Raw genomic sequence first — 20798 nt, forward strand, 5'->3', positions numbered from 1 at the left:
GATCCCCATGCGCAAGCGCCTTCACCATCCCGACCAGGACATCATTCTCAAGGAGGCCATCGGGCAGATCGCGTCCCCGGCGCGCCGCCGCTTCCTGACCGGCTCACTCACGCTGGGCGGCCTGACCCTGCTCACCGGCTGCGACCTGACGAACTCGCAGGGTGTCGAGACCGCGCTGGAGCGCATCTCGCGCTTCAATGACAAGGCCCAGGCCTGGCTGTTCGACCCCAAGCGGCTCGCGCCGACCTATGCGGAATCCATGATGACCCGGCCATTCCCCTTCAACGCCTTCTACGGGTTGGACCGGGTACCGCGGGTAGATGCGGACAGCTTTCGACTGGAGGTCAGCGGCCTGGTCGCCGATCGCCACGCTTGGACGCTGGCGGAACTGCGCGCCCTGCCGCAGACCGATCAGGTGACGCGGCACATTTGTGTGGAAGGCTGGAGCGCCATCGGCAAGTGGGGCGGCGTGCCCTTCCATGTCTTCCTCAAGCGCATCGGCGCCGACCTCACCGCCCAGTATGTCGGCTTCAAGTGCGCGGACGGCTACCACACCAGTATCGACATGCCGACCGCGCTGCACCCGCAGACCCAGCTCACCCTGACCTACGACAGCGAGACCCTGCCCGCGCGCTATGGCTTCCCGATGAAGATCCGCATCCCGACCAAGCTCGGCTACAAGAACCCCAAGCACGTCCAGGCGATCTTCGTCACCAACAGCTACCCCGGCGGCTACTGGGAAGACCAGGGGTACAACTGGTTCGGCGGCAGCTGAGCCCAGCTCGGCGCCCTGACGCACCGGCCCTCGGGCCACCCAACTCACGCAACCTTCGGGAGATCATCATGATCAAAGGCACCAGCACCGCACTGCTTTCCCTCCTGTTCCTCGTCGGCGCCAGCGCCGCCTCCGCCGACAGCCACATGGGCAAGGACGCCATGTCGATGGAAGGCATGGCCAAGGACCAGGTGTCGCACGACGCCATGTCGAAGGGTGACATGGCGAAGGATGCGATGCGCACGGATTCAATGACGAAGGACGCCATGAGCAAGGGCAGCATGGCAAAAGACGCCATGAGCAAGGACACAATGAGCAAAGGCGCGATGAGCAAGGGCGACATGGCGAAGGACGCCATGACCAAGTAGTCGAGAGCCGGGGCAGCGGCGGCTCGCCCGAGCACCACCAGCGTCGCCGCCCCATCGAGCAATGCAACAGGATCGAGGAATCATCTGATGAGACCGAATCGAGTGGGTATGGCCCTCTCCGCACTGGCCGCCGCGGCAACCCTGATGGTGCTAACCTCAGCGTCCGGGGCGAACGCCCTGCCTGACCCCAAGGTCGACGAGACACCGACACCAGGCAGTGAGACCGCCGTGCTCGGCGGTGGCTGTTTCTGGGGCGTGGAGGCCGTCTTCGAGCATGTCCGCGGCGTGAGCGACGTGATATCCGGCTATGCAGGCGGGGATGCGGATAGCGCGACCTACCGGGAGGTCAGCTCCGGGCGCACCGGTCACGCGGAGTCCGTACGCATCACCTACGACCCTTCACAGGTGACCTACGGCCAGTTGCTCAAGGTCTTCTTCGAGGTCGCGCACGATCCCACCGAGCTGAACCGCCAAGGCCCGGACCGCGGAACCCAATACCGCTCGGCCATCTTCTACGCCAATGAGGAGCAGAAGCGCATTGCGGAGGCGTACATCCGGCAGATCGATGCGGCGGGCGTTTACCCCGACCCGATCGTCACTCAGATCACCCCGCTCGCAGGCTTCTACACGGCCGAGGATTACCACCAGGACTACCTGCCCAGGCATCCGACCCAGCCCTACATCCTCATCAACGACCAGCCGAAACTGACCGAGCTGGAGCGCCGGCTGCCGGAACTTTATCGGTCTCGTTGAAACGCGGTGGGCCGCAAGTGCCCCCGTCCACCCGTCGGGCGCTTGCGGTGTCGAGCGGCTGGCGTGCCCCGAGTCCAGGGACGCCGCCGGCCGTGTTGACTCGGGGAAGAACGCCGACGCGCTCCGGGCTCTGAGCGAGCCCAGCGCGCCCGGCTCCCGGTCTAGAGGGATGCGGGCGGAGTCGGCGTGAGGTGCCAGATGGTCTCGTTGTACTCACCGATGGTGCGGTCGGACGAGAAATAGCCACTGTGGGCGGTGTTGAACACGCTCATACGCAACCAGCGCTCGCGATCCCGATAGGCCGCCGCCGCGCACTCCTGGGCCTCGATATAGCCGTGGAAATCCGCCGCGGTCATCCAGGGATCATGGGGGTTGCGGATCGACATGATGACGGCGTCGAAGAGACCGCCCTCGAATTGGTTGAAGTGCCCGGACTCGAGCAGATTCATGACGTCCATCAGTTCCGGATCGTTGGCGATGATGCCGTTGGGGTCATAGTGGTGACGACGCGACTCGACACCGGCCGCCGTGAGCCCGAAGAGGAAGAAGTTATCCGCGCCGACCTGGTCGCGGATCTCGATATTGGCGCCATCCAGGGTTCCGATGGTCACCGCGCCATTCATCATGAACTTCATGTTGCCGGTCCCCGACGCCTCCTTGCCGGCCGTGGAGATCTGCTCGGACAGGTCGGTGCCGGGCGCGATCACCTCCATGAGCGAGACGCGATAGTCCGGCACGAAGGCGACGCGTAGAAGACCGGCGGTTGCGGGATCCTTGTTGACGACACAGGCGACCCGGTTGATCAGCTGGATGATCTGCTTGGCCATCACATAGCCGGGCGCCGCCTTGCCGCCGATGAGCACGCACCTGGGCGTCCAGCTCTCCGTGTCGCCGCGTTTGATGCGGTTGTAGAGATGGATCACGTGCAGGATGTTGAGCAGCTGACGCTTGTATTCGTGGATCCGCTTCACCTGAACGTCGAAGAGGGCATCCACCGGAAACTCGACCCGGCAGAGCTGCGCGACGACCTCGGCCAGACGCGCCTTGTTCGCCTGCTTGATGCCATGCCAGCGCTCGCGAAAGGCGGCATCCTCCGCGAAGGGCACCAGCTTGGCGAGTTCCTCCAGATTGCGCACCCAACCCGACCCAATGGTCTCGTTGAGCAGACCATGCAGTTCCGGGTTGCACATCGACAACCAGCGGCGCGGCGTGACCCCGTTGGTCTTGTTGTTGAACTTCTCCGGCCAGAGCTCGTGGAAGTCGCGGAAGAGCCCCTCGATCAGCAGCTCCGAGTGCAGAGCCGCCACGCCGTTGACGGAGTAGCTGCCGACGATGGCGAGATAGGCCATGCGAACCTGTGGTTCGTACCCCTCCTCGATGAGCGACATGCGACGCTGACGGTCGGTGTCGCCCGGCCAGCGCAGCGCAACCTCGGCGAGGAAACGCGCGTTGATCTCGAAGATGATCTCCAGGATCCGCGGCAGGAGCTGACGGAAGAGGCGCACCGGCCAACGCTCCAGCGCTTCCGGCAAGAGGGTGTGATTGGTGTAGGCCATGGTCTGGCGCGCGATGTTCCAGGCGGCCTCCCACTCCAGATGGTGCTCGTCCATCAGCTGGCGCATCAGCTCCGCGACCGAGACGGCCGGGTGGGTGTCGTTGAGCTGGAAGCAGTTCAGCTCAGCGAAGCGCGTGAAGTCCGGGCCATGGAGTCGGATCCAATCGCGCAGCACGTCCTTGATACTGGCGCTGGCCAGGAAGAACTGCTGGCGCAGGCGCAGTTCCTTGCCGTTCTCGCTGGCGTCATTGGGGTAGAGCACCATGGTGATGTGCTCGGCCGCGTTCTTCTGGGCGACGGACTCCGGGTAGCTGCCGGCGTTGAACTCGTCGAGATCGAACTCATCGGTCGCCGCCGCCTTCCAGAGGCGCAAGGTGTTGACCGTCTCATTGCGGTAGCCGGGGACAGGGATATCGTAGGGGACGGCGAGCACGTCGTGCGTGTCCACCCAGCGAACCGCCATCCGGCCCGCATGATCCCTGTAGCTCTCGGTGCGCCCGCCGAACTGGATGCGCTGGGTGAATTCCGGACGTTCCAGCTCCCAGGGGTTGCCGTCGCGCAGCCAGTGGTCCGGCTCTTCGACCTGCTCGCCGCCTTCGATCAGCTGCCGGAACATGCCGTACTCGTAGCGCAACCCATAGCCGCGAACCGGCAGCTGCAGCGTGGCGCAGGAATCCAGGAAGCAGGCCGCGAGACGACCGAGACCGCCGTTGCCCAGACCCGGATCCGGCTCGCTGGAGGCGATCTCCTCGAGCAGGAGCCCGAGGTCGTAGAGCCCCGTCTCGACCGCGTTGTCGATGTCGAGATTGAGCATGGCGTTGGACAGGGTCCGCCCCATCAGAAACTCTAGGGACAGATAGTAGGCGCGCTTGCCGCCGGCGTCGTCATAGGCCTGGCGCGTGCGTTTCCAGCGCTCCATCAGGCGGTCGCGCAAGGTGATGGCAAGCGCCTTATAGGGGTAGTAGGCCGACTGACAGTCCCGGTCGCGCCCGAAGGTGTGGGCGTAGTAGCGCTTGAAGTCGCGCGCCAACCCCTCGGCGTCCATCGGCAGCGGCGGCAGATCGAAGACGTGGTCGTTCGGATGATTCTTAATAGGATTGGTCAGAGAGGACATACGCCTTGAATTCCTTACGTAGTTTCAAAATAGACGACAGAATCATACTCGGTTCCGTGCTCGGGGAACGCCTTTCGGCGCGAGTTCGACGGGTATCTTCGAGCGGTCGCGACTGAATTTTCGCCTGACATTGGAGCGGGTCAAGGCTCGAACAGGCGCCCCCGAACCGCTCCACCACCAGGCGCGACGCCATCCCGATCGTGCCGGACTAAGGCCCCACCTCAGCGGCGCCTTAGTGCCGATCCGGCATCAGGCTCGGCAGCGGGGATCGGCCGTTCTTGAAGTCAGCGCGCAGCCGATGCAGGAGTCTGACACGTTCGCTATCGTTGGCGACCATGAGGGCAGCGAAGGCGGCACGCCATTGGGCCATGAACTCGCGGTCGTCCTGCAGACTGGTGTAATGCATGATGGCTGTGCAGTAGTCAGTCGCCTTCAGATAGTCCTTGAACGGCGTCTGACTCGACGCCAGCAAGGGGGCGATGACGGCGCGTGCCCGGGCCGATGCCTTGAGCTTGGCGTCAGTCATCGTCAGTAATAGACGGCACTGACCCGCCAGCCCCGGCCGTCGAGATGCAGCCTCAGGGTGACAGGCGTACCGTCGCCCCGATCCATCCTCACGACAAACCCCCGCACACTATCGAAGAAACAATAGGACAGCGCGGACAGGAAGCCGAAGCCAGGGGCCGTTGCCGCAATCAACTGGTCGCGAACCCAGTCCAGCGTCACCTGAGACTGAAGGACGCCGGGGCCGGATTGACGCAGACCAGTCTCCAGCCACTCGATGAAGGGGTCGGAGAGCTCCCCGATCAGGCTCTCGCGCTCCTTGTTGAGGCGGCGCGCGATCTCCTCACGCACCGCGTCGAGATCCACCAGGACCGCAAGCGCCGCCTGATCCTCATGCATCACGGCCAGATGCAGCTGCCAGAGGGTGGCATAGGGCCAGACACCATAGAGCAGGAGGGTGACAAGCAACACCACGCTCGCGCGAAGCACCGGGGTGCGCGTCCGCCGCCAGGCGCGGCCCACCAGCGCCATCTCGTGATCGCGAACCCTGAACCTGAACAGTCTCATGCGACGCCAGCGCTCACGACTCGACCGCCTGGGCCTGCTCGATGGCCTCGCTGACCTCGAGCCACTCTGCCTCCACCTGCTCCAGCTCGGCACTGACCTGGCGCTGCTCGGCGAGCAGGGCGAGGAGACGCCCCTTGGCGTCCGGCTCGTAGAGATCGGCCGCCGCGAGCGCCTGCTCCAGGGTCGCGCGCCGCTCGCTCAAGATGGCGAGCCGCTGGTCCAAGGCCTTCTCGCGCTTGCGCAGCGGCTGCAGCGCCTTGCGCGCATCGGCGGCGAGCCGGCGCTGCTCCTTGCGATCGACGCCATCGCGCACGGGCGCGCTCTGCGCGGCGCCCCCTGCGTCGGGGTCCGTCCGCGCCAGCCAGGCCGGATAGTCGTCCAGGTCGCCGTCGAAGGGCTCGACCTTGCCGCCATCGACCAGCAAGAGACTGTCGCTCGTCACCCGCAGCAGGTGGCGGTCGTGCGAAACCAGCACCAGGGCGCCGTCGAACCCCATCAACGCCTCGCTGAGTGCGTGACGCATCTCCAGGTCCAGGTGATTGGTGGGCTCGTCGAGCAGGAGCAGATTCGGGCGCTGACGGATGATGAGCGCCAGGACCAGACGCGCCTTCTCGCCGCCCGAGAAGGGTGCGACCGGATCCAGGGCGCGGTCGCCCGCGAAGCCGAAACCGCCCAGGTAGTTGCGCAGGCGTTGCTCGGTGGCCTGCGGATCCAGGCGCCTCAGATGGCCGAGCGGGGTATCGTCGAGACGCAGCTGATCCACCTGGTGCTGGGCGAAGTAGCCAACCCGGAGGTCTTGAGCGCGCTCGCAGCGGCCCGACTGCGGGGCCAGCTCACCGGCGAGGATCTTGATGAGCGTGGACTTGCCGGCGCCGTTGCGGCCAAGCAGTCCGATGCGATCGCCCGGTTCCAGGCTGAGACCGACCCCCTTGAGAATGGCGACCTCACCATAACCCGCGCTGGCTTCGTCCAGTCGCAACAGCGGCCGCGGCAGCTGCTCGGCGCCCTCGAAGCTGAAATGGAAGGGCGAATCGATATGCGCCGGCGCGATCAGCTCCATGCGCTCCAGCGCCTTGATACGGCTCTGCGCCTGACGCGCCTTGGTCGCCTTGGCGCGAAAGCGCTCGACGAAGCTGTGCATGTGGGCGATCTCGCGCTGCTGGCGCACATAGGCGGCCTGCTGCTGGGCGAGCCGCTCGGCGCGCTGACGCTCGAAGGCGGAGTAGTTGCCCAAGTAGAGCGTCAGACGCTGACGCTCCAGGTGCAGGATGTGTCCGCCGACGGCATCCAGGAAGTCCCGGTCGTGCGAGATGAGGATGAGGGTTCCGGGATAGGCCTTGAGCCAGCTCTCCAGCCAGATGACGGCATCCAGATCCAGGTGATTGGTGGGCTCGTCGAGCAGCAGGAGGTCGGAGCGGCACATGAGCGTTCGCGCCAGCGCGAGGCGCATCCGCCAACCGCCCGAGTAGCTGTTGACCGGCCGACGCTCGTCGCCCGGCTTGAAACCCAGTCCGTGGAGCAAACGGGCGGCGCGGCTCTCGGCGCCGTAGCCGTCGATATGCTCCAGACGCCCCAGGAGTTCGCCGTGCCGTAGGCCGTCGCCGGCGGCATCGGCCTCGGCCAGCTCCGCCTCGATCAGGCGCAGTTCGCGGTCCCCGTCGAGCACGAAGTCGATGGCCGGGCGGTTGGTGTCCGGCGTGTGCTGGGCGACGTGCGCGACCTCCCAACCCGGCGGAATCAGCACCTCACCGGTGTCGGCATGCAGATCGCCGAGCAGCAGGGCGAAGAGGCTGGACTTCCCGCAGCCATTGGCCCCCACCAGCCCGACCTTTTGGCCCGGGTAGATCGTGAGCGTGGCCCCCTCCAGCAGGAGGTTGGGGCCGCGGCGAAAGCTCAGGTCTCGAAATTGCAACATAGCGGTCGGTCGAAGCGATGAAGGTAGGCACGAGGCCAGCCGGATTGAGCGGCGCTCGCGGCGCGATCAGGCATCACGACGTGGCAGCGCCGCGGTCGAGGCGACGATAGCCGATGGCCTCGCTGAGATGAACCCTGTCGATCGCCGCCACGCCCTGCAGATCGGCAATGGTCCGGGCCACCTTGAGGATGCGGTGGTAGGCCCTGGCCGACAGCGCAAGACGCGAGAGCGCCTGCTCCATCAGCCGACGGCCGGCATCGTCCAGAGCACAGTCGCGGTCGATCTCGCGCGAGCCGAGGGCGCTGTTGGCCTTGCCGGCGCGCTCCTGCTGGCGGGCCCGTGCCACGGCCACGCGCTGGCGCACGGGGGCGGAGCCCTCTCGCGCACCCTGAGACGCGGGTCCGAAGTGGATGCTATCGAGACGCGGCACCTCGACATGCATATCGATCCGGTCGAGCAAGGGGCCGGAGATACGACCGCGGTAACGCGCGATCTGCTCAAGCGTGCAGCGACAGCGCCCGGCGCTGTCGCCGAGGTAGCCGCAAGGACAGGGATTCATGGCCGCCACCAGTTGAAAGCGCGCCGGAAAGCGCGCCTGGCGGGCCGCTCGGGAGATGTGGATCTCGCCCGACTCCAGTGGCTCGCGCAAGACCTCCAGCACCTTACGGTCGAACTCGGGCAGCTCATCGAGGAACAAGACACCCTGATGGGCCATGGAGATCTCGCCTGGCTTGGGATTGCTACCGCCGCCCACCAGGGCGACACCAGACGCCGTATGGTGAGGTGCCCTGAAGGGGCGCAGCCGCCACAGCGCCGGATCGAAGGACTCGTGACCGCAGACCGAGCGGATCGCCGCCGTCTCCATCGCCTCCTCCTCGGTCAAGGGCGGCAACAGACCCGGCAGCCGATTGGCGAGCATGGACTTGCCGGTGCCCGGGGGGCCGATGAGCAGCAGGCTGTGCGCACCCGCCGCGGCGACCTCAAGGGCGCGCTTGGCGTGGTCCTGACCGCGGACGTCCGCCAGGTCCGGGTAATCCGGCGCGCCCTGACAGAGATCCTCGCGGGGTTGGATCGGCAGCGGATGGGTGCCGCTGAGATGCTCGCAGACCTCCAGGAGATGACCCGCCGGGCGCACCGTCAGACCGCTCACCAGGGCGGCCTCGGCGGCGTTCTCCCGCGGGAGGACGAGCTCCCTGCCCGCATCGCGCGCGGCAACGGCGATGGGCAGCACGGCATTCACGGGCCGCAGCCGGCCGGAGAGCGCCAACTCGCCGACGAGCTCGATCCCGTCGAGCCCGGCCGATGGCACCTGACCCGAGGCGCCCAGGATCCCCAGCGCGATGGGCAAGTCGTAGCGCCCGCCATCCTTGGGCAGATCGGCCGGGGCGAGATTGATGGTGACGCGACCATCCGGGAAGCGGAAACGGCCGTTGAGCAGGGCACCGCGCACGCGATCCTTGCTTTCCTTCACGGCCATCTCGGGGAGCCCGACGATGGATAGCGCGGGCAGCCCACCGGACAGATGGACTTCGACCGTCACCAATGGGGCATGAATGCCTACGCGGGCGCGGCTATGGAGGACACAGAGGGCCAATTCCAGGCCGCGTCGTCAATCAGATGCGGCGCGACTCGCGGCAAGCGCCCCCTCAAGAGCGGCGACCTGCGCCTCGAGGGCCGCGAGCTTCTGGCGCGTGCGCGAGAGCACGGCCGCCTGCACATCGAACTCCTCTCGCGTCACCAGGTCGAGCCGGGACAGGCCGGCTTCGAGCGAGGCGCGCAGGTTTCGATTGATGTCTTCCTGCAACACCTGAAAGCCCTTGGGCACGGCCGAGGAGAGCCGCTGCATGAGGTCGTCGAGTTGTTTGGGGTCCAGCATGGGGATACCTCCGCAATCGGGTCTGAATCGACCCATGAACATGGTCTCGCGGATCCGTCTCGGGGCACGCCAGCGGGGTGCCGCACCCCGGCGCGATCCGGCTCGCCCGTGAGTCTAGGCCGGCCATTATAGGCGTGAAGCAGTACGCCGTCTGCGCCGGAGCACGCACCAAAATCGTGCAAAGAAATCACGCAAGCCCAAAGAGCGCCCTTTTTTGGCGCACGCGGATGTGGCGACTTTGGCACATGGTGCCGAAAAACGTCGTAATCCGTGCGTCGCATCCACCCTGGCATATTACGTGCAGTTGACGACAACAGGTAATCGCGGCCCGCCGGTTTGTTCCGGGCTCCGAGCTGGCCCACCGAGAACTCACATCGTCGTCCGGAAAGTCATGAGGAAGTCCCTATGAAAATGCAACCTATCAGCGCAGCTCTGGTCCTCGGCGCTGCCACCCTGGGCGCGGGCGCGCTGCAGACGGCGGCCGCGGAGGATCCGAATTCCGTCAGCGCCAACCTCGGCGTCGTCAGTAACTACATCTGGCGCGGCCAGACCCAAACCGACAACAAGCCGGCCGTGCAAGGCGGTGTCGACTACGCCCATTCGAGCGGCTTCTCCGCCGGCACCTGGGCCTCCAACGTCGACTTCGGCGACGGCACCAACTACGAGTGGGATCTCTACGCCGGCTTCGGCGGTGCCATCAATGACGACTTCAGCTATAACCTGAACGCCATCTACTACGCCTACCCGGATGGCCGCGACTTAGACTTCTCCGAGATCGGCGCCAGCGCGACCTACAAGTGGCTGACGGCCGGCGTCGCCTACACCGTCTACGGCCAAGCCGACGACGCCCCCGGCGTCGCCAACGGCCAGGCCATGTTCATCCAGGGCGACCTTTACTACAACGCCGCCCTCGAATTTGAGCTGCCCTACGACCTCGGTCTGAACATCCACGGCGGCTACTACGACTTCCGCTACAACGACGGCGGCAACGACTACGGTCACGTGGGCGCCTCGATCAGCCGCAAGGCAGGCGAGTTCGGCACCTTCAGCTTCAACTACGACCAAGTCCTTCGCAACACCTACGACGAAGACCCCAAGATCTGGGTGGGCTGGAACAAAGAGTTCTGAGCAAGCGGGTTCAGACCAAGCAGGCATTCGTGAACTGAGACCCATCGACCAGGGCCGCCTCGCCCTGGCCCTCACAGGAGCTAGAACGCAATGAAATTGGTTGCAGCCGTCATCAAACCTTTCAAGCTCGACGACGTGCGTGAAGCCCTCGGAGACATCGGCGTCTCCGGCATCACCGTCATCGAGGTCAAGGGCTTCGGTCGCCAGAAGGGCCACACCGAGCTCTATCGCGGCGCCGAGTACGTCGTGGACTTCCTGCCGAAGATCAAGGTCGAGATCGCGGTCGACGACGACATGGTCGAAAAGGTGATCGAGGCCATCAGCGCGGCCGCGAGAACCGGCAAGATCGGCGATGGCAAGATCTTCGTCTTCGAACTCAACCAGGTCATCCGTATCCGCACCGGCGAGACCGGCGCGGACGCGCTCTGATTAGACCGGGAGATGTAATGGTGAAATCGATCCGCACGCTAGACTTCATGAAGCCGCTGCTCGCGGCCTCGCTGCTGTTGCTACCAATGCTGGCCTCGGCGCAGGAGGAGCCTACGCTCAGCGCCGGCGACACCGCCTGGATGCTGACCGCAACCGCGCTGGTGCTCTTCATGACCATCCCGGGCCTGTCGCTCTTCTACGCCGGCCTGGTGCGCTCCAAGAACGTGCTCTCCGTGCTGATGCAATGCTTCGCCATCACCGGCGTCATGAGCATCCTCTGGGCCGTCTATGGCTATAGCCTCGCGGCGACGGAAGGCCCCATGAACGCCTTCATCGGTGGCCTCGACAAGCTCTTCCTGTCCGGCGTGACGGTCGACTCCCTCAACGGGACCATTCCAGAATCGCTCTTCATGACCTTCCAGATGACCTTCGCGATCATCACCCCCGCCCTCATCGTGGGCGCCTTCGCGGAACGCATGAAGTTCTCCGCCATGCTGATTTTCATGGTCCTCTGGCTGACGCTGGTCTATGTCCCGATCTGGCACTGGGTCTGGGGTGGCGGCTGGATCGCCGAGAAGGGCGCGCTGGACTTCGCGGGCGGTACCGTGGTGCACATCAACGCGGGTATCGCGGCCCTCATGGCGGCGCTGGTGCTCGGCAAGCGCAAAGGCTATCCGGGCACGGCCATGCCGCCGCACAACCTGGGCCTGACGGTCATCGGCGCCTCCATGCTGTGGGTCGGCTGGTTCGGTTTCAACGCGGGCTCCGAGCTCGCCGCGGACGGCACCGCCGGCATGGCCATGACGGTCACCCAACTCGCCACCGCCGCCGCGGCCCTGACCTGGATGTTCGCGGAGTGGGTCAACCACGGCAAGCCGTCCGTGCTGGGTATCGCCACCGGCGCCGTCGCCGGCCTGGTCGCCATCACCCCGGCCTCCGGCACCGCGGGCCCCATGGGTGGTATCGCGATCGGCTTCGCCGGCGCGCTCTTCGCCTTCATCGCCGCCACCAAGGTCAAGCATTGGCTCGGCTATGACGACTCGCTCGATGTCTGGGGCGTGCATGGGGTGGCCGGTATCGTCGGCGCCATCCTGACCGGTGTCTTCGCGGACGCCAGCCTCGGCGGCGCCGGTCTGGCGGACGGCATGACCATCGGCTCTCAGGTCTGGGTCCAGCTCATCTCCGTCATGGCCACCCTGATCTACAGCGGCGGCGTGAGCCTGATCCTCCTCCTCCTCATCAAATGGACCATCGGTCTGCGCGTGACGGAAGAGCAGGAGACCGAAGGTCTCGACATCTCCCAGCACGACGAGCGCGGCTACATCCTCTGAAGCCCGCTGGGCGGCCGGCATCCCCGGCCGCCATCCACCCTATCCCGGGCCGCTCCCGCGGCCCCCCCCCTTCAGGAGGCGACACCCGTGGACGCGACCACGCAGCTCACCTATGCGCTCGACACCTTCTATTTCCTAGTCACTGGCGCACTCGTCATGTGGATGGCGGCGGGTTTCGCCATGCTTGAGGCCGGCCTGGTCCGCGCCAAGAACACCGCGGAAATCCTCACCAAGAACATCACCCTCTTTGGCGTGGCCTCGATCATGTACATGATCGTCGGCTACGGCATCATGTACCCCGCCGAGGGCAACGGCGTCCTGCCCAAGGTCGCCTTCGACTTCATGTTCGGCGGCGATCACAGCGCGGCGAAGGTCGCGGCAGAGGGCATCAACCACGCCCGGATGTCGGACTTCTTCTTCCAGGTCGTCTTCGTCGCGACCGCCATGTCCATCGTCTCCGGCGCCGTGGCCGAGCGCATGAAGCTCTGGTCCTTCCTGCTCTTCGCCGTGGTCCTCACGGCCTTCATCTATCCCGTGCAAGGCTATTGGAAATGGGGCGGCGGCTGGCTCCAATCGCTGGGCTTCAACGACTTCGCCGGCTCCGGCGTCGTCCACCTCTGCGGCGCGTCCGCCGCCCTGGCCGGCGTCCTGCTGCTCGGGGCGCGCAAGGGCAAGTACGGCAAGGACGGCTCCATCAACGCCATTCCAGGCGCCAATCTGCCGCTCGCCACGCTCGGAACCTTCGTGCTCTGGCTTGGCTGGTTCGGATTCAACGGTGGCTCGCAACTGGCGCTGACCGGCCTGGACAACACCAATGCGGTGGCCGCCATCTTCGTCAACACCAACATGGCCGCCGCGGGCGGGACACTGCTCGGCCTCATCACGGCACGTCTGCTCTTCGGCAAGGCCGATCTCACCATGGTGCTCAATGGGGCCTTGGCGGGATTGGTCGCCATCACCGCCGAGCCGCTGACACCCTCGCCGATCATGGCCACACTGATCGGCGGCGTCGGTGGCGTCCTGGTGGTCTTCGCCATCGTGACGTTCGACAAGCTGCGCATCGACGACCCAGTCGGCGCCATTTCCGTACATGGCGTGGTCGGCATGTGGGGTCTCATGGCGGTTCCCATGACCAACGACGGCGCCAGCCTTGCGGCCCAGGCGATCGGTCTGGGCGCCATTCTGGGCTGGGTCTTCTTCACCTCCCTCGCCGTCTGGTTCCTGCTCAAGCTGACCCTGGGCATCCGCGTGAGCGAGGAAGAGGAATACGAAGGCGTCGATATTGGCGAATGCGGGCTCGAGGCCTACCCCGAGTTCGTCGGCTCGCGCGGCGCGGCTTGAGGAGCCGCCCGCCTCAGGCGGTGAAGCATGCGAAGGACCGAGGCGCCGGCGAGCGCCAATGCATGCTGACGGCTCACCACTTGCTCGACCGATTCATGCTTTGCACCCTGTGAATCGACTTGGGGCCCTCGGGCCCCATTTTTTGTGTGCGCCGAGGCGACTCAGCTCAGCGCTCGGCGAGTTGCCGCCGGAAGAATTCCGGCTGGGCGAGCGCGGCGCGATGGACGCCCGCGTTGAGGCTGGTGACGAAGCTCCGCGTCGCGAACTCGAGGATCAGCGTCTGGATCGATCCAATCAAGGGCCGGAAGCCGCCGACGTCGTGAAGCAAAGCTTCATCGCTGAGGTCACGAAGCTGGAGCTTCGTGACCAGAAAAAGACCGATGCGCGGTGTCGATTGGGCCAAGGTGCGAGGCTGAACAGCCCGCTTGGCGCATTGCCCCATGCAAGCCCCGCAGGATCTGCATGTGAAAGAGGGGCGACTCGCTCTGCTGGACCAGGATGCCGCCGACGGCGAGGGCACACCAGCAGTCGGCATAGACGTCGCTCGGTGGCATGGATCTGGATCAGCTGATAGGGCGTCTGCTCCTCATGGAGCTTTGCACGGATCTTGAGGGAGAAGGCGCGACCGGCATCGCCGGTGACCTCCGGACTCGGCGCGGACGGCTACTTGGGCGCGCGGTCGTCGAGATTCGCCGGGCAGAGCACCTCGCGCATGATGCCGATCAAGTCGAGCAGCTGGGTGTTGCGGATCCGGTAGTAGATACGGTTCGCCTCCTTGCGGGCGACAACGATATTTTTGTTCCTGAGCTGCTCGAGATGCTGCGAGATATTGCTCTGCGAGGTCCCGGTCCGGTCGACGATCTCGCCAACGGAGAGTTCGCTCTTACCCAGTGAGCAGAGGATCTTCCAGCGCAGCGGATGCGCCATCGCCTTGAGGGCGTTGGCGGTCAGTGCGGTGTCCTCGTCCTCCGACGATTCCGGTGATAGTGGCTCGATCATCATCCATCCTCCTAATACACGTCACGCGCGGCCCGATGCATAGCCGGCTCCGCCTCTTTTTCGACCCGTACGTAGCCTGTCATATCCTTCGCGATGCAGATGATATCGCTGATCTGGCCCGCGGCGTTCTTCACCGCCGTCCTGGAGAAGAGGATCGGCACGCGGCGCCCGTCGCTGGCGATGAAGCGCGCCTCGATCTTGCTCAGCGCCCCGGTGCGGATCAGCGCCTCCAGCCAGGTGCCCATGAAGGCGCCGGCCTGCTCGTCGCCCTCTTCTTCGAAGACATCGCCGATGGACATGCCGATCAGATCCTCCGCATTGTATCCGAGCATCTGGCGCGCGGCCGGGTTGGTCAGCTTGATGGTCCCATCCGGCTCCAGCACCAAGAGCGCCTCGCCCATGTAGGTGAGGATATTCTCAAGATATTGACGCGCCTCGGCCAGTTCCAGGGTGCGCTCGGCGACCTTGCGCTCCAGCGTCCGGTTGAGTTCGCGCTCTTTCTCGATCAGGCGAAAGTAGGTGCTGATCTTGTTGATCAGCTGATTGTCCTCGATCGGCTTGAGCAGATAGTCGGCCGCCCCGACCGCGAAGCCCTGCTGCTGGAACTCCTCCGACTTGAAGGCCGCCGTCAGGAAGATGATGGGGATATCGCGCGTGCGCTTGCGCATCTTGAGCAAGGACGCCGTTTGAAAACCATCCATCTCCGGCATCTGCACGTCCAGAATGATCAGATCGATATCCGGATCCCTGTGGGTGCAGTCGATCGCCTCCTGGCCCGAGTTGGCCTCCAACACCCTGACGTCCATGTGCGTCTCGACCAGGGTGCGCAAGGTGAAGAGATTGTGCGCGTGATCGTCGACGATCAGGAGCTTGAACCCGGCATAGCGAGTCATGTCGTCTCCTCCTGGTGGCGCTGGCTGGTGGGGCCAGCCTCACCCTCTTGGCTCTCGCCCGCGCGGACCAGCGTCACCTGAAGCGGCTCAAGGAGCAGCCTGTGGCTCAGCACCTCGGACAGCAACACCGTGAGTTGACAGGGATCGACGGGCGTGGACAGGAACCCCACGGAGGCGCCGTCAAGGCAGGCATGGATCGACTCCTCCATACCGGGCGGCCCCATGACCGCGACGGCGGGATGGACAGCACTTTGCGCCAATAAAGACCGGATCGTATCACAGGTCTTTTCCGCTGGCACCCGGGCCGCCAGCAACACCAGCCCGCAGCCCTCCCCTTCTTCGGCCAGCGTCTCCAGCGCCTCGTCCAGGTCGGCCGCGGTCTGCACATGCAGCCCGCGATGGGTGAGATCGGAGGTGAGCCGGACCAGGGTCTTGACGTCCCGCTCGATGATGAGGACCCAGGTCTGCTCCGCGGCGAGGTCGGCGTCCCGCGGATTCCCCGCAAGCGTCTGCGCGCAGTCCTCCTCCAGCGCCGTGTCGACCACGCGAGTCGCCGCGACCGCCGGCTCTGGCTGGCGCGCCGTCCGCGTCATATCGGCGGACAAGGGCAGCAGCAGCGAGAAGCACGCGCCCGCGCCCGGAGCGCTCTCCACCACGATGGCGGCGCCGAGCAGGGTCGCCAGCTCCCGGCTGATCGAGAGGCCCAGGCCGGTACCGCCATAGCGGCGCCGCGTCGAGCCGTCCGCCTGCTGAAAGGCGTCGAAGATGATCTCCTGCTTGTCCAGCGGAATGCCGATGCCGGTGTCGCTCACGCTCAACGCGACCGGCAGCTCGCGATCGTCGCGCGCCTCGACACTGATACGCACATGCCCCTGCTCGGTGAACTTGACCGCATTGGCGAGGAAATTCTTGAGGATCTGGCGCAGCTTGTCGCGGTCGCTGAAGAGCCGCTGCCGCGCGCCTGGGTCGACACTCAGGCTGAGTTCCACCGGTTTTTCCGCCAGCATGGGCACGAAGAGTTCCATCAGCTCCTCCAGCATCGGCTTGAGTTCCACCCACTCCAGGGACAGGCTGACATGCCCCGCCTCGATCCGCGAGATGTCGAGGATGTTGTCGATCATGGTTCTGAGGTCGCGACCAGCCTCATGGATGACTTGCGCCTGGCGACGCTGCCCCGGGTTCAGTCCGCTGCCGTCGGCCCCGAGCATCTTGGACAGGAGCAGGATGGAATTCAGCGGGGTGCGCAGCTCATGGCTGACGTTGGCCAGAAACTGCGACTTGTAACGGTTGGATTTCTCCAGCTCACGGGTGTGCGCCTGGGCCGCGCGCAGATGCTCGGCGTGGGTTTCGGCCAGGGCCGTGAGTTGCCGGCCCAACTCGCGGATCTCGCGCGGTCCCCGCCAACGGAAGCGCAGCGGACGCCCCTCCCTGAGGATCAGACCGATGCCGCCCGTCAGCTCTTGCCCGAAATGCTCCAGCCGCGCGGCGATCCACCGCGCGAGCACCATGACGAAGAGCACCAGCAGGAAGATGATGGAGAGCACCCGCACGATGAGCGCGTCCCGGAAGGCATCGATGGGCGAGGGATCGACCGGACGACCGACCCAGAGCGGAAAGCCGTCCTCGGTGAGAAACATGGGGACCCAGAGCATCTGCCTGCCCTGGCTACCCTTCCACAACGCCAGCTTGTCCTCGGCGAAGATCTCCGCCAGGCCAGGAAAGGCCTCGAAGGCCTCCGGCTTGCCACTAGCCGGCTGCCCGGGACGCAGGTAGCTGCCGTCGTGATTGACCCAGAGGGTGTTGCGGTAGAACTCCGCCAGGCCGCCGACGTCGATGGTCAGCACCACCACGCCCTTGGCGTCCTCGGCCTTGTCCCCGCCGATCTGGCTGACCAGATTGAGCGTCATGAGCTGGCGCGGATCGCCGTTCCCGGCGGCCAGGTCCACGCGGATACGGCTGACCATGACGGTGGGTGACTGACTCTCCAGCCCGGCCGCGAGAAATTGCCGGTTCGGGACCTGGGGTGGTTGCTCCGTGGGCCGCCACTCCTGGGTGCGGGGATCGCGCGCCAGCCAGAAGCGCTCCTGCCCGTCCGCGCCGACGAAGAGGATCTGGATGACGTCGCGCTGGTCGGCGAGGATCTGATTGATCCAGGAGGTGTAGCGTGCGCGGGCGAGATCGATCTGATCCGCGTCGCCCTGCTGGCCGAGGATCAACCCAGGCTCCGGCAGCTTCGAGAGCAGCCGGATCATCTCGTGGCGGCTGGCCAGGTGCTGATCCAGGTCGCGAAAATCGGCGCGCAGGTTCTGCAGGTAGGCGCGCTGATAGAAGAGCGAGGTACGATCCAGCACCAGCGGAAGATTGATGATGGCCGCCAGGATCAGCGGCGTCAGGCCGAAAACCAGCAGGAACAGCAGGATGTAAGCGCGCAGCTTCACGCCGCAAGCCGTCGGACCGGCGCGCGCCTCAGAGCGCTCGCACCATCTCGAGGATCTGCGCGGCGTGGCCTTTGGGCTTGACGTCGTAGATCGCCTGCCGAATCACGCCTGCCTTGTCGATCACGAAGGTCGAGCGAACGATCCCCATGCGCTTCTCGCCGTGGGCCTCTTTCTCGCGCCAGACGTCATAGGCCTCACAGACCTCCCCGTCGGTATCGGAGAGGAGATGGACGGTGATCCCGAACTTGTCGCGGAAGGCACCGTGGCTGCCGCAGCTGTCGCGGCTGATACCGATGACCTCGGTCTCGGCGGCGTCGAACTCACCCTGCAGATCGGTGAATTCCAGTGCCTCCATGGTACAGCCAGGGGTGTCGTCCTTGGGATAGAAATAGATCACGGCGTTTCGGCGACCAATACGCTCTTCGAGATCGACCCGTTCCATGTCGGCGTTTGGCAGAGAGAAGACGGGGGCTCGATCGCCGTTTTGCAGCATTGCGGAGTGCTCCGGTGGTCGCTAATCGTGGAGCACCGAATTTAGGGATGCCAGGCGTCACCGTCAACCATGGCGAACGGCGCAAGGCGTTCTTCCTGCGTCTCGAGGCGCGGCAGGCGCACGCTGGCAATGGTGCCGCCGCCGCGGCGGCGGCCGAGCCGCAACTCGATATGGTTGGCGAGGGCCAGCTGATGCGCGATGGCCAATCCGAGCCCCGCCCCACCGGTTTCGCGGTTGCGCGACCCCTCGAGGCGGTAGTAAGGGCGGAGCACCGCCTCCAGCTCGGCCTCTGGAATGCCGGGACCGCGGTCCAGCACGAAGATCACCGGGCGCAACGGCTGGCAGTCGAGATAAACCTCGACCTGGTCCGCGCTGTATCTGAGCGCGTTCTCGACCAGGTTGCCGACGATCCGCCGCAGCGCCAGGGCGTCCACCCGGTAGCGGCAAGAGGGGCCGCCGTCCGCGAGGATCCGGGGCCGCCCGGCGATCAGCTCGTCGACCAGGGCGCGCAGATCCACCTCCTCCCGAGGTCCGGCGCCCAGGTTCTTGCCAAGCTCGACCGCCTGGGTGATGAGCGCATTCATCTCTTCGATGTCGCGCTCCAAGCGGGCGACCAGGGCGGGCGAGGTCTCCTCGGGCAGCATGGCAACGGCCAGGCGCAGGCGCGTCAGCGGCGTGCGCAGGTCGTGGGAGATGCCGGCCAGGAGCAGGGTGCGGTTGGCCAACAGCTCACGGATCTGGCGGCTGGTCTCGTTGAACTGGCGCGCCAGGTTGGCAAGCTCCCGCGGCCCGGTCTCCGGCAGCTGATTGGGGGAAAAGCCGAGGGCGACCTGCTCGACCGCGCTGGCGAGCCGCCGCAGTGGCGAAGAGACCCGCCCGGCGAGGATAACCGTGGTGAAGATGATGAGAACGACGGCGACGGTCAGGATCACCGCCAGGCCCTCCAGGGGGCGCGTCCCGACGCGGCTGCGCGGGAACCCGGTCCAGAGCGTCTCGCCGCCGACCTCGATCGCGGCCCAGAACCAACGCTCGCCATTGGCCACGCTGGCGATCATCTCGACCCTGCGCCCGAGACGCCGCGACAGGGCGTCTTCGACGCGCTGGAGATAGGGGAAGAAATAGCGGCGCGCGTCCGCCAGCGGACGCTCATCGGCAAGCCGGATCTGGTATTCGGTCACCAGCCGCTGCCTGTATTCATCGCGCAGCTGGGGTGGCAGCTGCCGCAGGGTACGCGCCGACAGCACCATGATGCTCGCGAGGTCCGATGCCGAGCGTTGCGCCAGGGGGATCAGGGCATAGAACACCAGGGCGGCCGAGGTCACCAGGGCGAAGACGCCGAAGGTGAAGATCAGGGTCAGGAGCGCGCGCCCGAAGAGGGTCGCCGGCACCAGCCGACGCATGAACCTCATGAATCGCCCGCGGGCGTGAACATATAGCCCTTACCCCAAATGGTGCGGATGAACCTGGGATGCTTGGTCTCGGGCTCGATCTTCGCCCTCAGACGGGCGATCTGCACGTCGATGCTGCGGTCGAAGGGCGAGCGCTCGTAGCCCTTGAGCAGATCGAGCAGACGATCGCGATCCAGGACCCGATCGGGATGCTCGACCAATACGCGCAGCAGGTCGAGCTCGCCGCCGGTCAGCGCGACCGGCTGATCGCCGCGACGCAGCTCGTGCTGGGCCAGATCGAGCCGGTAGGGGCCGAAGCGGATGATGTCCTGGTCGCGCCCCTCCTCCTCCCGCGCCGGTTGGTGTCGCCGCATCACGGCGCGAATTCGCGCCAGGAGTTCGCGCGGATTGAAGGGTTTGGGCAGATAGTCGTCCGCGCCGACCTCCAGCCCGACGATACGATCCACCTCGTCGCCGCGGGCAGACAGCATGATGATGGGGATGTCGGTCCGGGCGCGCAGCCGCCGCGCCAGGGTGAGACCGTCGTCTCCGGGCAACATGAGGTCGAGAATCACCAAATCGGTCTCGTTCGCCTCCATCCAGGCATCCATGGCCCGGCCATCCTCGGCGCCCGCCACGGCGAAGCCCTCGCGCGCCAGGTAGTCGCCCAAGAGCGCGCGCAGCGCGGCATCGTCATCCACGACCAGGATTCGCATCGCATCGTCAGACATGTTCGCCATCAGACATCTTCATCCAGACCCCGTTCGGCTGGCTGCATCTCAGATACAACTTGTTACAACATTAGCAGATAGCGAAATACTCCGTTAATGCCTTTGGTGCATGATGGAGACAGACTCGCAAAGCGGGGTCGCGGCCCTTGCCTGCACCTCTCTCGATAGGCGCCTCTGCCTGAAGGGTCAAGGAGCAATCA

At 65.6% G+C, this 20798-nt stretch carries 21 protein-coding genes; 7 read left to right on the plus strand and 14 right to left on the minus strand.

All coding sequences use genetic code 11. The annotated features are described in order from the left end of the window. Nucleotides 1–7 precede the first annotated feature (7 nt). The 3 genes from CKO23_RS02910 to msrA all read left to right on the plus strand — a co-directional run bounded on the left by CKO23_RS02910 (nucleotide 8) and on the right by msrA (nucleotide 1896). A complete protein-coding gene (locus CKO23_RS02910) occupies nucleotides 8–775 on the plus strand; it encodes a molybdopterin-dependent oxidoreductase (protein WP_200328247.1) in 768 nt (255 codons plus the stop codon). Nucleotides 776–843: 68 nt separating this feature from the next. Then, the gene (locus CKO23_RS02915) at nucleotides 844–1143 is read left to right on the plus strand and encodes a pentapeptide MXKDX repeat protein (RefSeq protein WP_200328248.1); all 300 of its coding nucleotides are present in this window, start codon (nucleotides 844–846) and stop codon (nucleotides 1141–1143) included. Nucleotides 1144–1230: 87 nt separating this feature from the next. Beyond that, nucleotides 1231–1896 (plus strand): peptide-methionine (S)-S-oxide reductase MsrA, encoded by a 666-nt coding sequence (gene msrA / locus CKO23_RS02920; protein ID WP_242482174.1) that lies wholly within the window; start codon nucleotides 1231–1233, stop codon nucleotides 1894–1896. 161 nt (nucleotides 1897–2057) lie between these two features. On the opposite strand, the gene CKO23_RS02925 is transcribed toward msrA, so the two are convergent. From CKO23_RS02925 to ubiK, 6 genes are all read right to left on the minus strand, one after another. Continuing rightward, nucleotides 2058–4565: a glycogen/starch/alpha-glucan phosphorylase gene (locus CKO23_RS02925; protein WP_200328249.1), complete on the minus strand. Its 2508-nt coding sequence runs from the start codon at nucleotides 4563–4565 to the stop codon at nucleotides 2058–2060. A gap of 232 nt (nucleotides 4566–4797) precedes the next feature. Next, on the minus strand, nucleotides 4798–5091 hold the full coding sequence (locus CKO23_RS02930) for a hypothetical protein (protein ID WP_200328250.1): 294 nt from the start codon (nucleotides 5089–5091) through the stop codon (nucleotides 4798–4800). 2 nt (nucleotides 5092–5093) lie between these two features. Next, complete coding sequence (locus tag CKO23_RS02935; protein ID WP_200328251.1) at nucleotides 5094–5636, minus strand: DUF2939 domain-containing protein; 543 nt, start codon at nucleotides 5634–5636, stop codon at nucleotides 5094–5096. A gap of 13 nt (nucleotides 5637–5649) precedes the next feature. Then, nucleotides 5650–7551: an ATP-binding cassette domain-containing protein gene (locus CKO23_RS02940; RefSeq protein WP_200328252.1), complete on the minus strand. Its 1902-nt coding sequence runs from the start codon at nucleotides 7549–7551 to the stop codon at nucleotides 5650–5652. Between the two features lie 73 nt (nucleotides 7552–7624). Beyond that, nucleotides 7625–9145 carry a YifB family Mg chelatase-like AAA ATPase gene (locus CKO23_RS02945; RefSeq protein WP_200328253.1) on the minus strand — a complete coding sequence of 507 codons (1521 nt, stop codon included), beginning with the start codon at nucleotides 9143–9145 and terminating at the stop codon, nucleotides 7625–7627. A gap of 15 nt (nucleotides 9146–9160) precedes the next feature. Beyond that, on the minus strand, nucleotides 9161–9427 hold the full coding sequence (ubiK, locus tag CKO23_RS02950; RefSeq protein WP_200328254.1) for a ubiquinone biosynthesis accessory factor UbiK: 267 nt from the start codon (nucleotides 9425–9427) through the stop codon (nucleotides 9161–9163). A 405-nt stretch (nucleotides 9428–9832) separates the two neighbouring features. Between ubiK and CKO23_RS02955 the strand changes: the two genes are divergently transcribed. The 4 genes from CKO23_RS02955 (at nucleotide 9833) to CKO23_RS02970 (ending at nucleotide 13656) form a co-directional block, all read left to right on the plus strand. Next, the gene (locus tag CKO23_RS02955; protein ID WP_200328255.1) at nucleotides 9833–10555 is read left to right on the plus strand and encodes a TorF family putative porin; all 723 of its coding nucleotides are present in this window, start codon (nucleotides 9833–9835) and stop codon (nucleotides 10553–10555) included. Between the two features lie 90 nt (nucleotides 10556–10645). Further along, complete coding sequence (gene glnK, locus CKO23_RS02960) at nucleotides 10646–10984, plus strand: P-II family nitrogen regulator (RefSeq protein WP_200328256.1); 339 nt, start codon at nucleotides 10646–10648, stop codon at nucleotides 10982–10984. A gap of 17 nt (nucleotides 10985–11001) precedes the next feature. Beyond that, nucleotides 11002–12315 carry an ammonium transporter gene (locus tag CKO23_RS02965; RefSeq protein WP_274600185.1) on the plus strand — a complete coding sequence of 438 codons (1314 nt, stop codon included), beginning with the start codon at nucleotides 11002–11004 and terminating at the stop codon, nucleotides 12313–12315. Between the two features lie 87 nt (nucleotides 12316–12402). After that, nucleotides 12403–13656, plus strand: coding sequence for an ammonium transporter (locus CKO23_RS02970; protein WP_200328257.1), 1254 nt, complete (start codon nucleotides 12403–12405; stop codon nucleotides 13654–13656). A 166-nt stretch (nucleotides 13657–13822) separates the two neighbouring features. On the opposite strand, the gene CKO23_RS02975 is transcribed toward CKO23_RS02970, so the two are convergent. From CKO23_RS02975 to CKO23_RS03010, 8 genes are read right to left on the minus strand one after another with little or no spacing between them, the layout of a single operon-like run. Next, nucleotides 13823–14059 (minus strand): hypothetical protein, encoded by a 237-nt coding sequence (locus tag CKO23_RS02975; RefSeq protein ID WP_200328258.1) that lies wholly within the window; start codon nucleotides 14057–14059, stop codon nucleotides 13823–13825. Then, nucleotides 13951–14262 carry a hypothetical protein gene (locus tag CKO23_RS26680; protein ID WP_369407998.1) on the minus strand — a complete coding sequence of 104 codons (312 nt, stop codon included), beginning with the start codon at nucleotides 14260–14262 and terminating at the stop codon, nucleotides 13951–13953. Before CKO23_RS26680 ends, CKO23_RS02975 begins: the two co-directional genes overlap by 109 nt. Nucleotides 14263–14319: 57 nt before the next feature. Continuing rightward, nucleotides 14320–14655 (minus strand): ArsR/SmtB family transcription factor, encoded by a 336-nt coding sequence (locus tag CKO23_RS02985; protein WP_200328259.1) that lies wholly within the window; start codon nucleotides 14653–14655, stop codon nucleotides 14320–14322. A gap of 11 nt (nucleotides 14656–14666) precedes the next feature. After that, nucleotides 14667–15548 carry an ATP-binding response regulator gene (locus CKO23_RS02990; RefSeq protein WP_200328260.1) on the minus strand — a complete coding sequence of 294 codons (882 nt, stop codon included), beginning with the start codon at nucleotides 15546–15548 and terminating at the stop codon, nucleotides 14667–14669. Continuing rightward, the gene (locus CKO23_RS02995) at nucleotides 15545–17986 is read right to left on the minus strand and encodes an ATP-binding protein (RefSeq protein WP_200328261.1); all 2442 of its coding nucleotides are present in this window, start codon (nucleotides 17984–17986) and stop codon (nucleotides 15545–15547) included. The genes CKO23_RS02990 and CKO23_RS02995 overlap by 4 nt, the downstream gene beginning before the upstream one ends. Before the next feature lie 28 nt (nucleotides 17987–18014). Continuing rightward, a complete protein-coding gene (locus CKO23_RS03000) occupies nucleotides 18015–18479 on the minus strand; it encodes a peroxiredoxin (RefSeq protein WP_200328262.1) in 465 nt (154 codons plus the stop codon). Nucleotides 18480–18520: 41 nt separating this feature from the next. Beyond that, a complete protein-coding gene (locus CKO23_RS03005; RefSeq protein WP_200328263.1) occupies nucleotides 18521–19888 on the minus strand; it encodes an ATP-binding protein in 1368 nt (455 codons plus the stop codon). Further along, complete coding sequence (locus tag CKO23_RS03010) at nucleotides 19885–20598, minus strand: response regulator (RefSeq protein WP_274600186.1); 714 nt, start codon at nucleotides 20596–20598, stop codon at nucleotides 19885–19887. The genes CKO23_RS03005 and CKO23_RS03010 overlap by 4 nt, the downstream gene beginning before the upstream one ends. Nucleotides 20599–20798: the final 200 nt, after the last annotated feature.

The sequence above is a fragment of the Thiocystis violacea genome, assembly GCF_016583565.1.
GTDB classification, from domain to species: domain Bacteria; phylum Pseudomonadota; class Gammaproteobacteria; order Chromatiales; family Chromatiaceae; genus Thiorhodococcus; species Thiorhodococcus violaceus_A.

Excerpts from the sequence above, each read along its gene's own strand:
- CKO23_RS02910 (WP_200328247.1), top strand. The coding sequence starts at position 8 with ATGCGCAAGCGCCTTCACCATCCCGACCAGGACATCATTCTCAAGGAG.
- CKO23_RS02915 (WP_200328248.1), top strand. The coding sequence starts at position 844 with ATGATCAAAGGCACCAGCACCGCACTGCTTTCCCTCCTGTTCCTCGTC.
- msrA (WP_242482174.1), top strand. The coding sequence starts at position 1,231 with ATGAGACCGAATCGAGTGGGTATGGCCCTCTCCGCACTGGCCGCCGCG.
- CKO23_RS02925 (WP_200328249.1), bottom strand. The coding sequence starts at position 4,565 with ATGTCCTCTCTGACCAATCCTATTAAGAATCATCCGAACGACCACGTC.
- CKO23_RS02930 (WP_200328250.1), bottom strand. The coding sequence starts at position 5,091 with ATGACTGACGCCAAGCTCAAGGCATCGGCCCGGGCACGCGCCGTCATC.
- CKO23_RS02935 (WP_200328251.1), bottom strand. The coding sequence starts at position 5,636 with ATGAGACTGTTCAGGTTCAGGGTTCGCGATCACGAGATGGCGCTGGTG.
- CKO23_RS02940 (WP_200328252.1), bottom strand. The coding sequence starts at position 7,551 with ATGTTGCAATTTCGAGACCTGAGCTTTCGCCGCGGCCCCAACCTCCTG.
- ubiK (WP_200328254.1), bottom strand. The coding sequence starts at position 9,427 with ATGCTGGACCCCAAACAACTCGACGACCTCATGCAGCGGCTCTCCTCG.
- CKO23_RS02955 (WP_200328255.1), top strand. The coding sequence starts at position 9,833 with ATGAAAATGCAACCTATCAGCGCAGCTCTGGTCCTCGGCGCTGCCACC.
- glnK (WP_200328256.1), top strand. The coding sequence starts at position 10,646 with ATGAAATTGGTTGCAGCCGTCATCAAACCTTTCAAGCTCGACGACGTG.
- CKO23_RS02965 (WP_274600185.1), top strand. The coding sequence starts at position 11,002 with ATGGTGAAATCGATCCGCACGCTAGACTTCATGAAGCCGCTGCTCGCG.
- CKO23_RS02985 (WP_200328259.1), bottom strand. The coding sequence starts at position 14,655 with ATGATCGAGCCACTATCACCGGAATCGTCGGAGGACGAGGACACCGCA.
- CKO23_RS02990 (WP_200328260.1), bottom strand. The coding sequence starts at position 15,548 with ATGACTCGCTATGCCGGGTTCAAGCTCCTGATCGTCGACGATCACGCG.
- CKO23_RS03000 (WP_200328262.1), bottom strand. The coding sequence starts at position 18,479 with ATGCTGCAAAACGGCGATCGAGCCCCCGTCTTCTCTCTGCCAAACGCC.
- CKO23_RS03005 (WP_200328263.1), bottom strand. The coding sequence starts at position 19,888 with ATGAGGTTCATGCGTCGGCTGGTGCCGGCGACCCTCTTCGGGCGCGCG.
- CKO23_RS03010 (WP_274600186.1), bottom strand. The coding sequence starts at position 20,598 with ATGTCTGACGATGCGATGCGAATCCTGGTCGTGGATGACGATGCCGCG.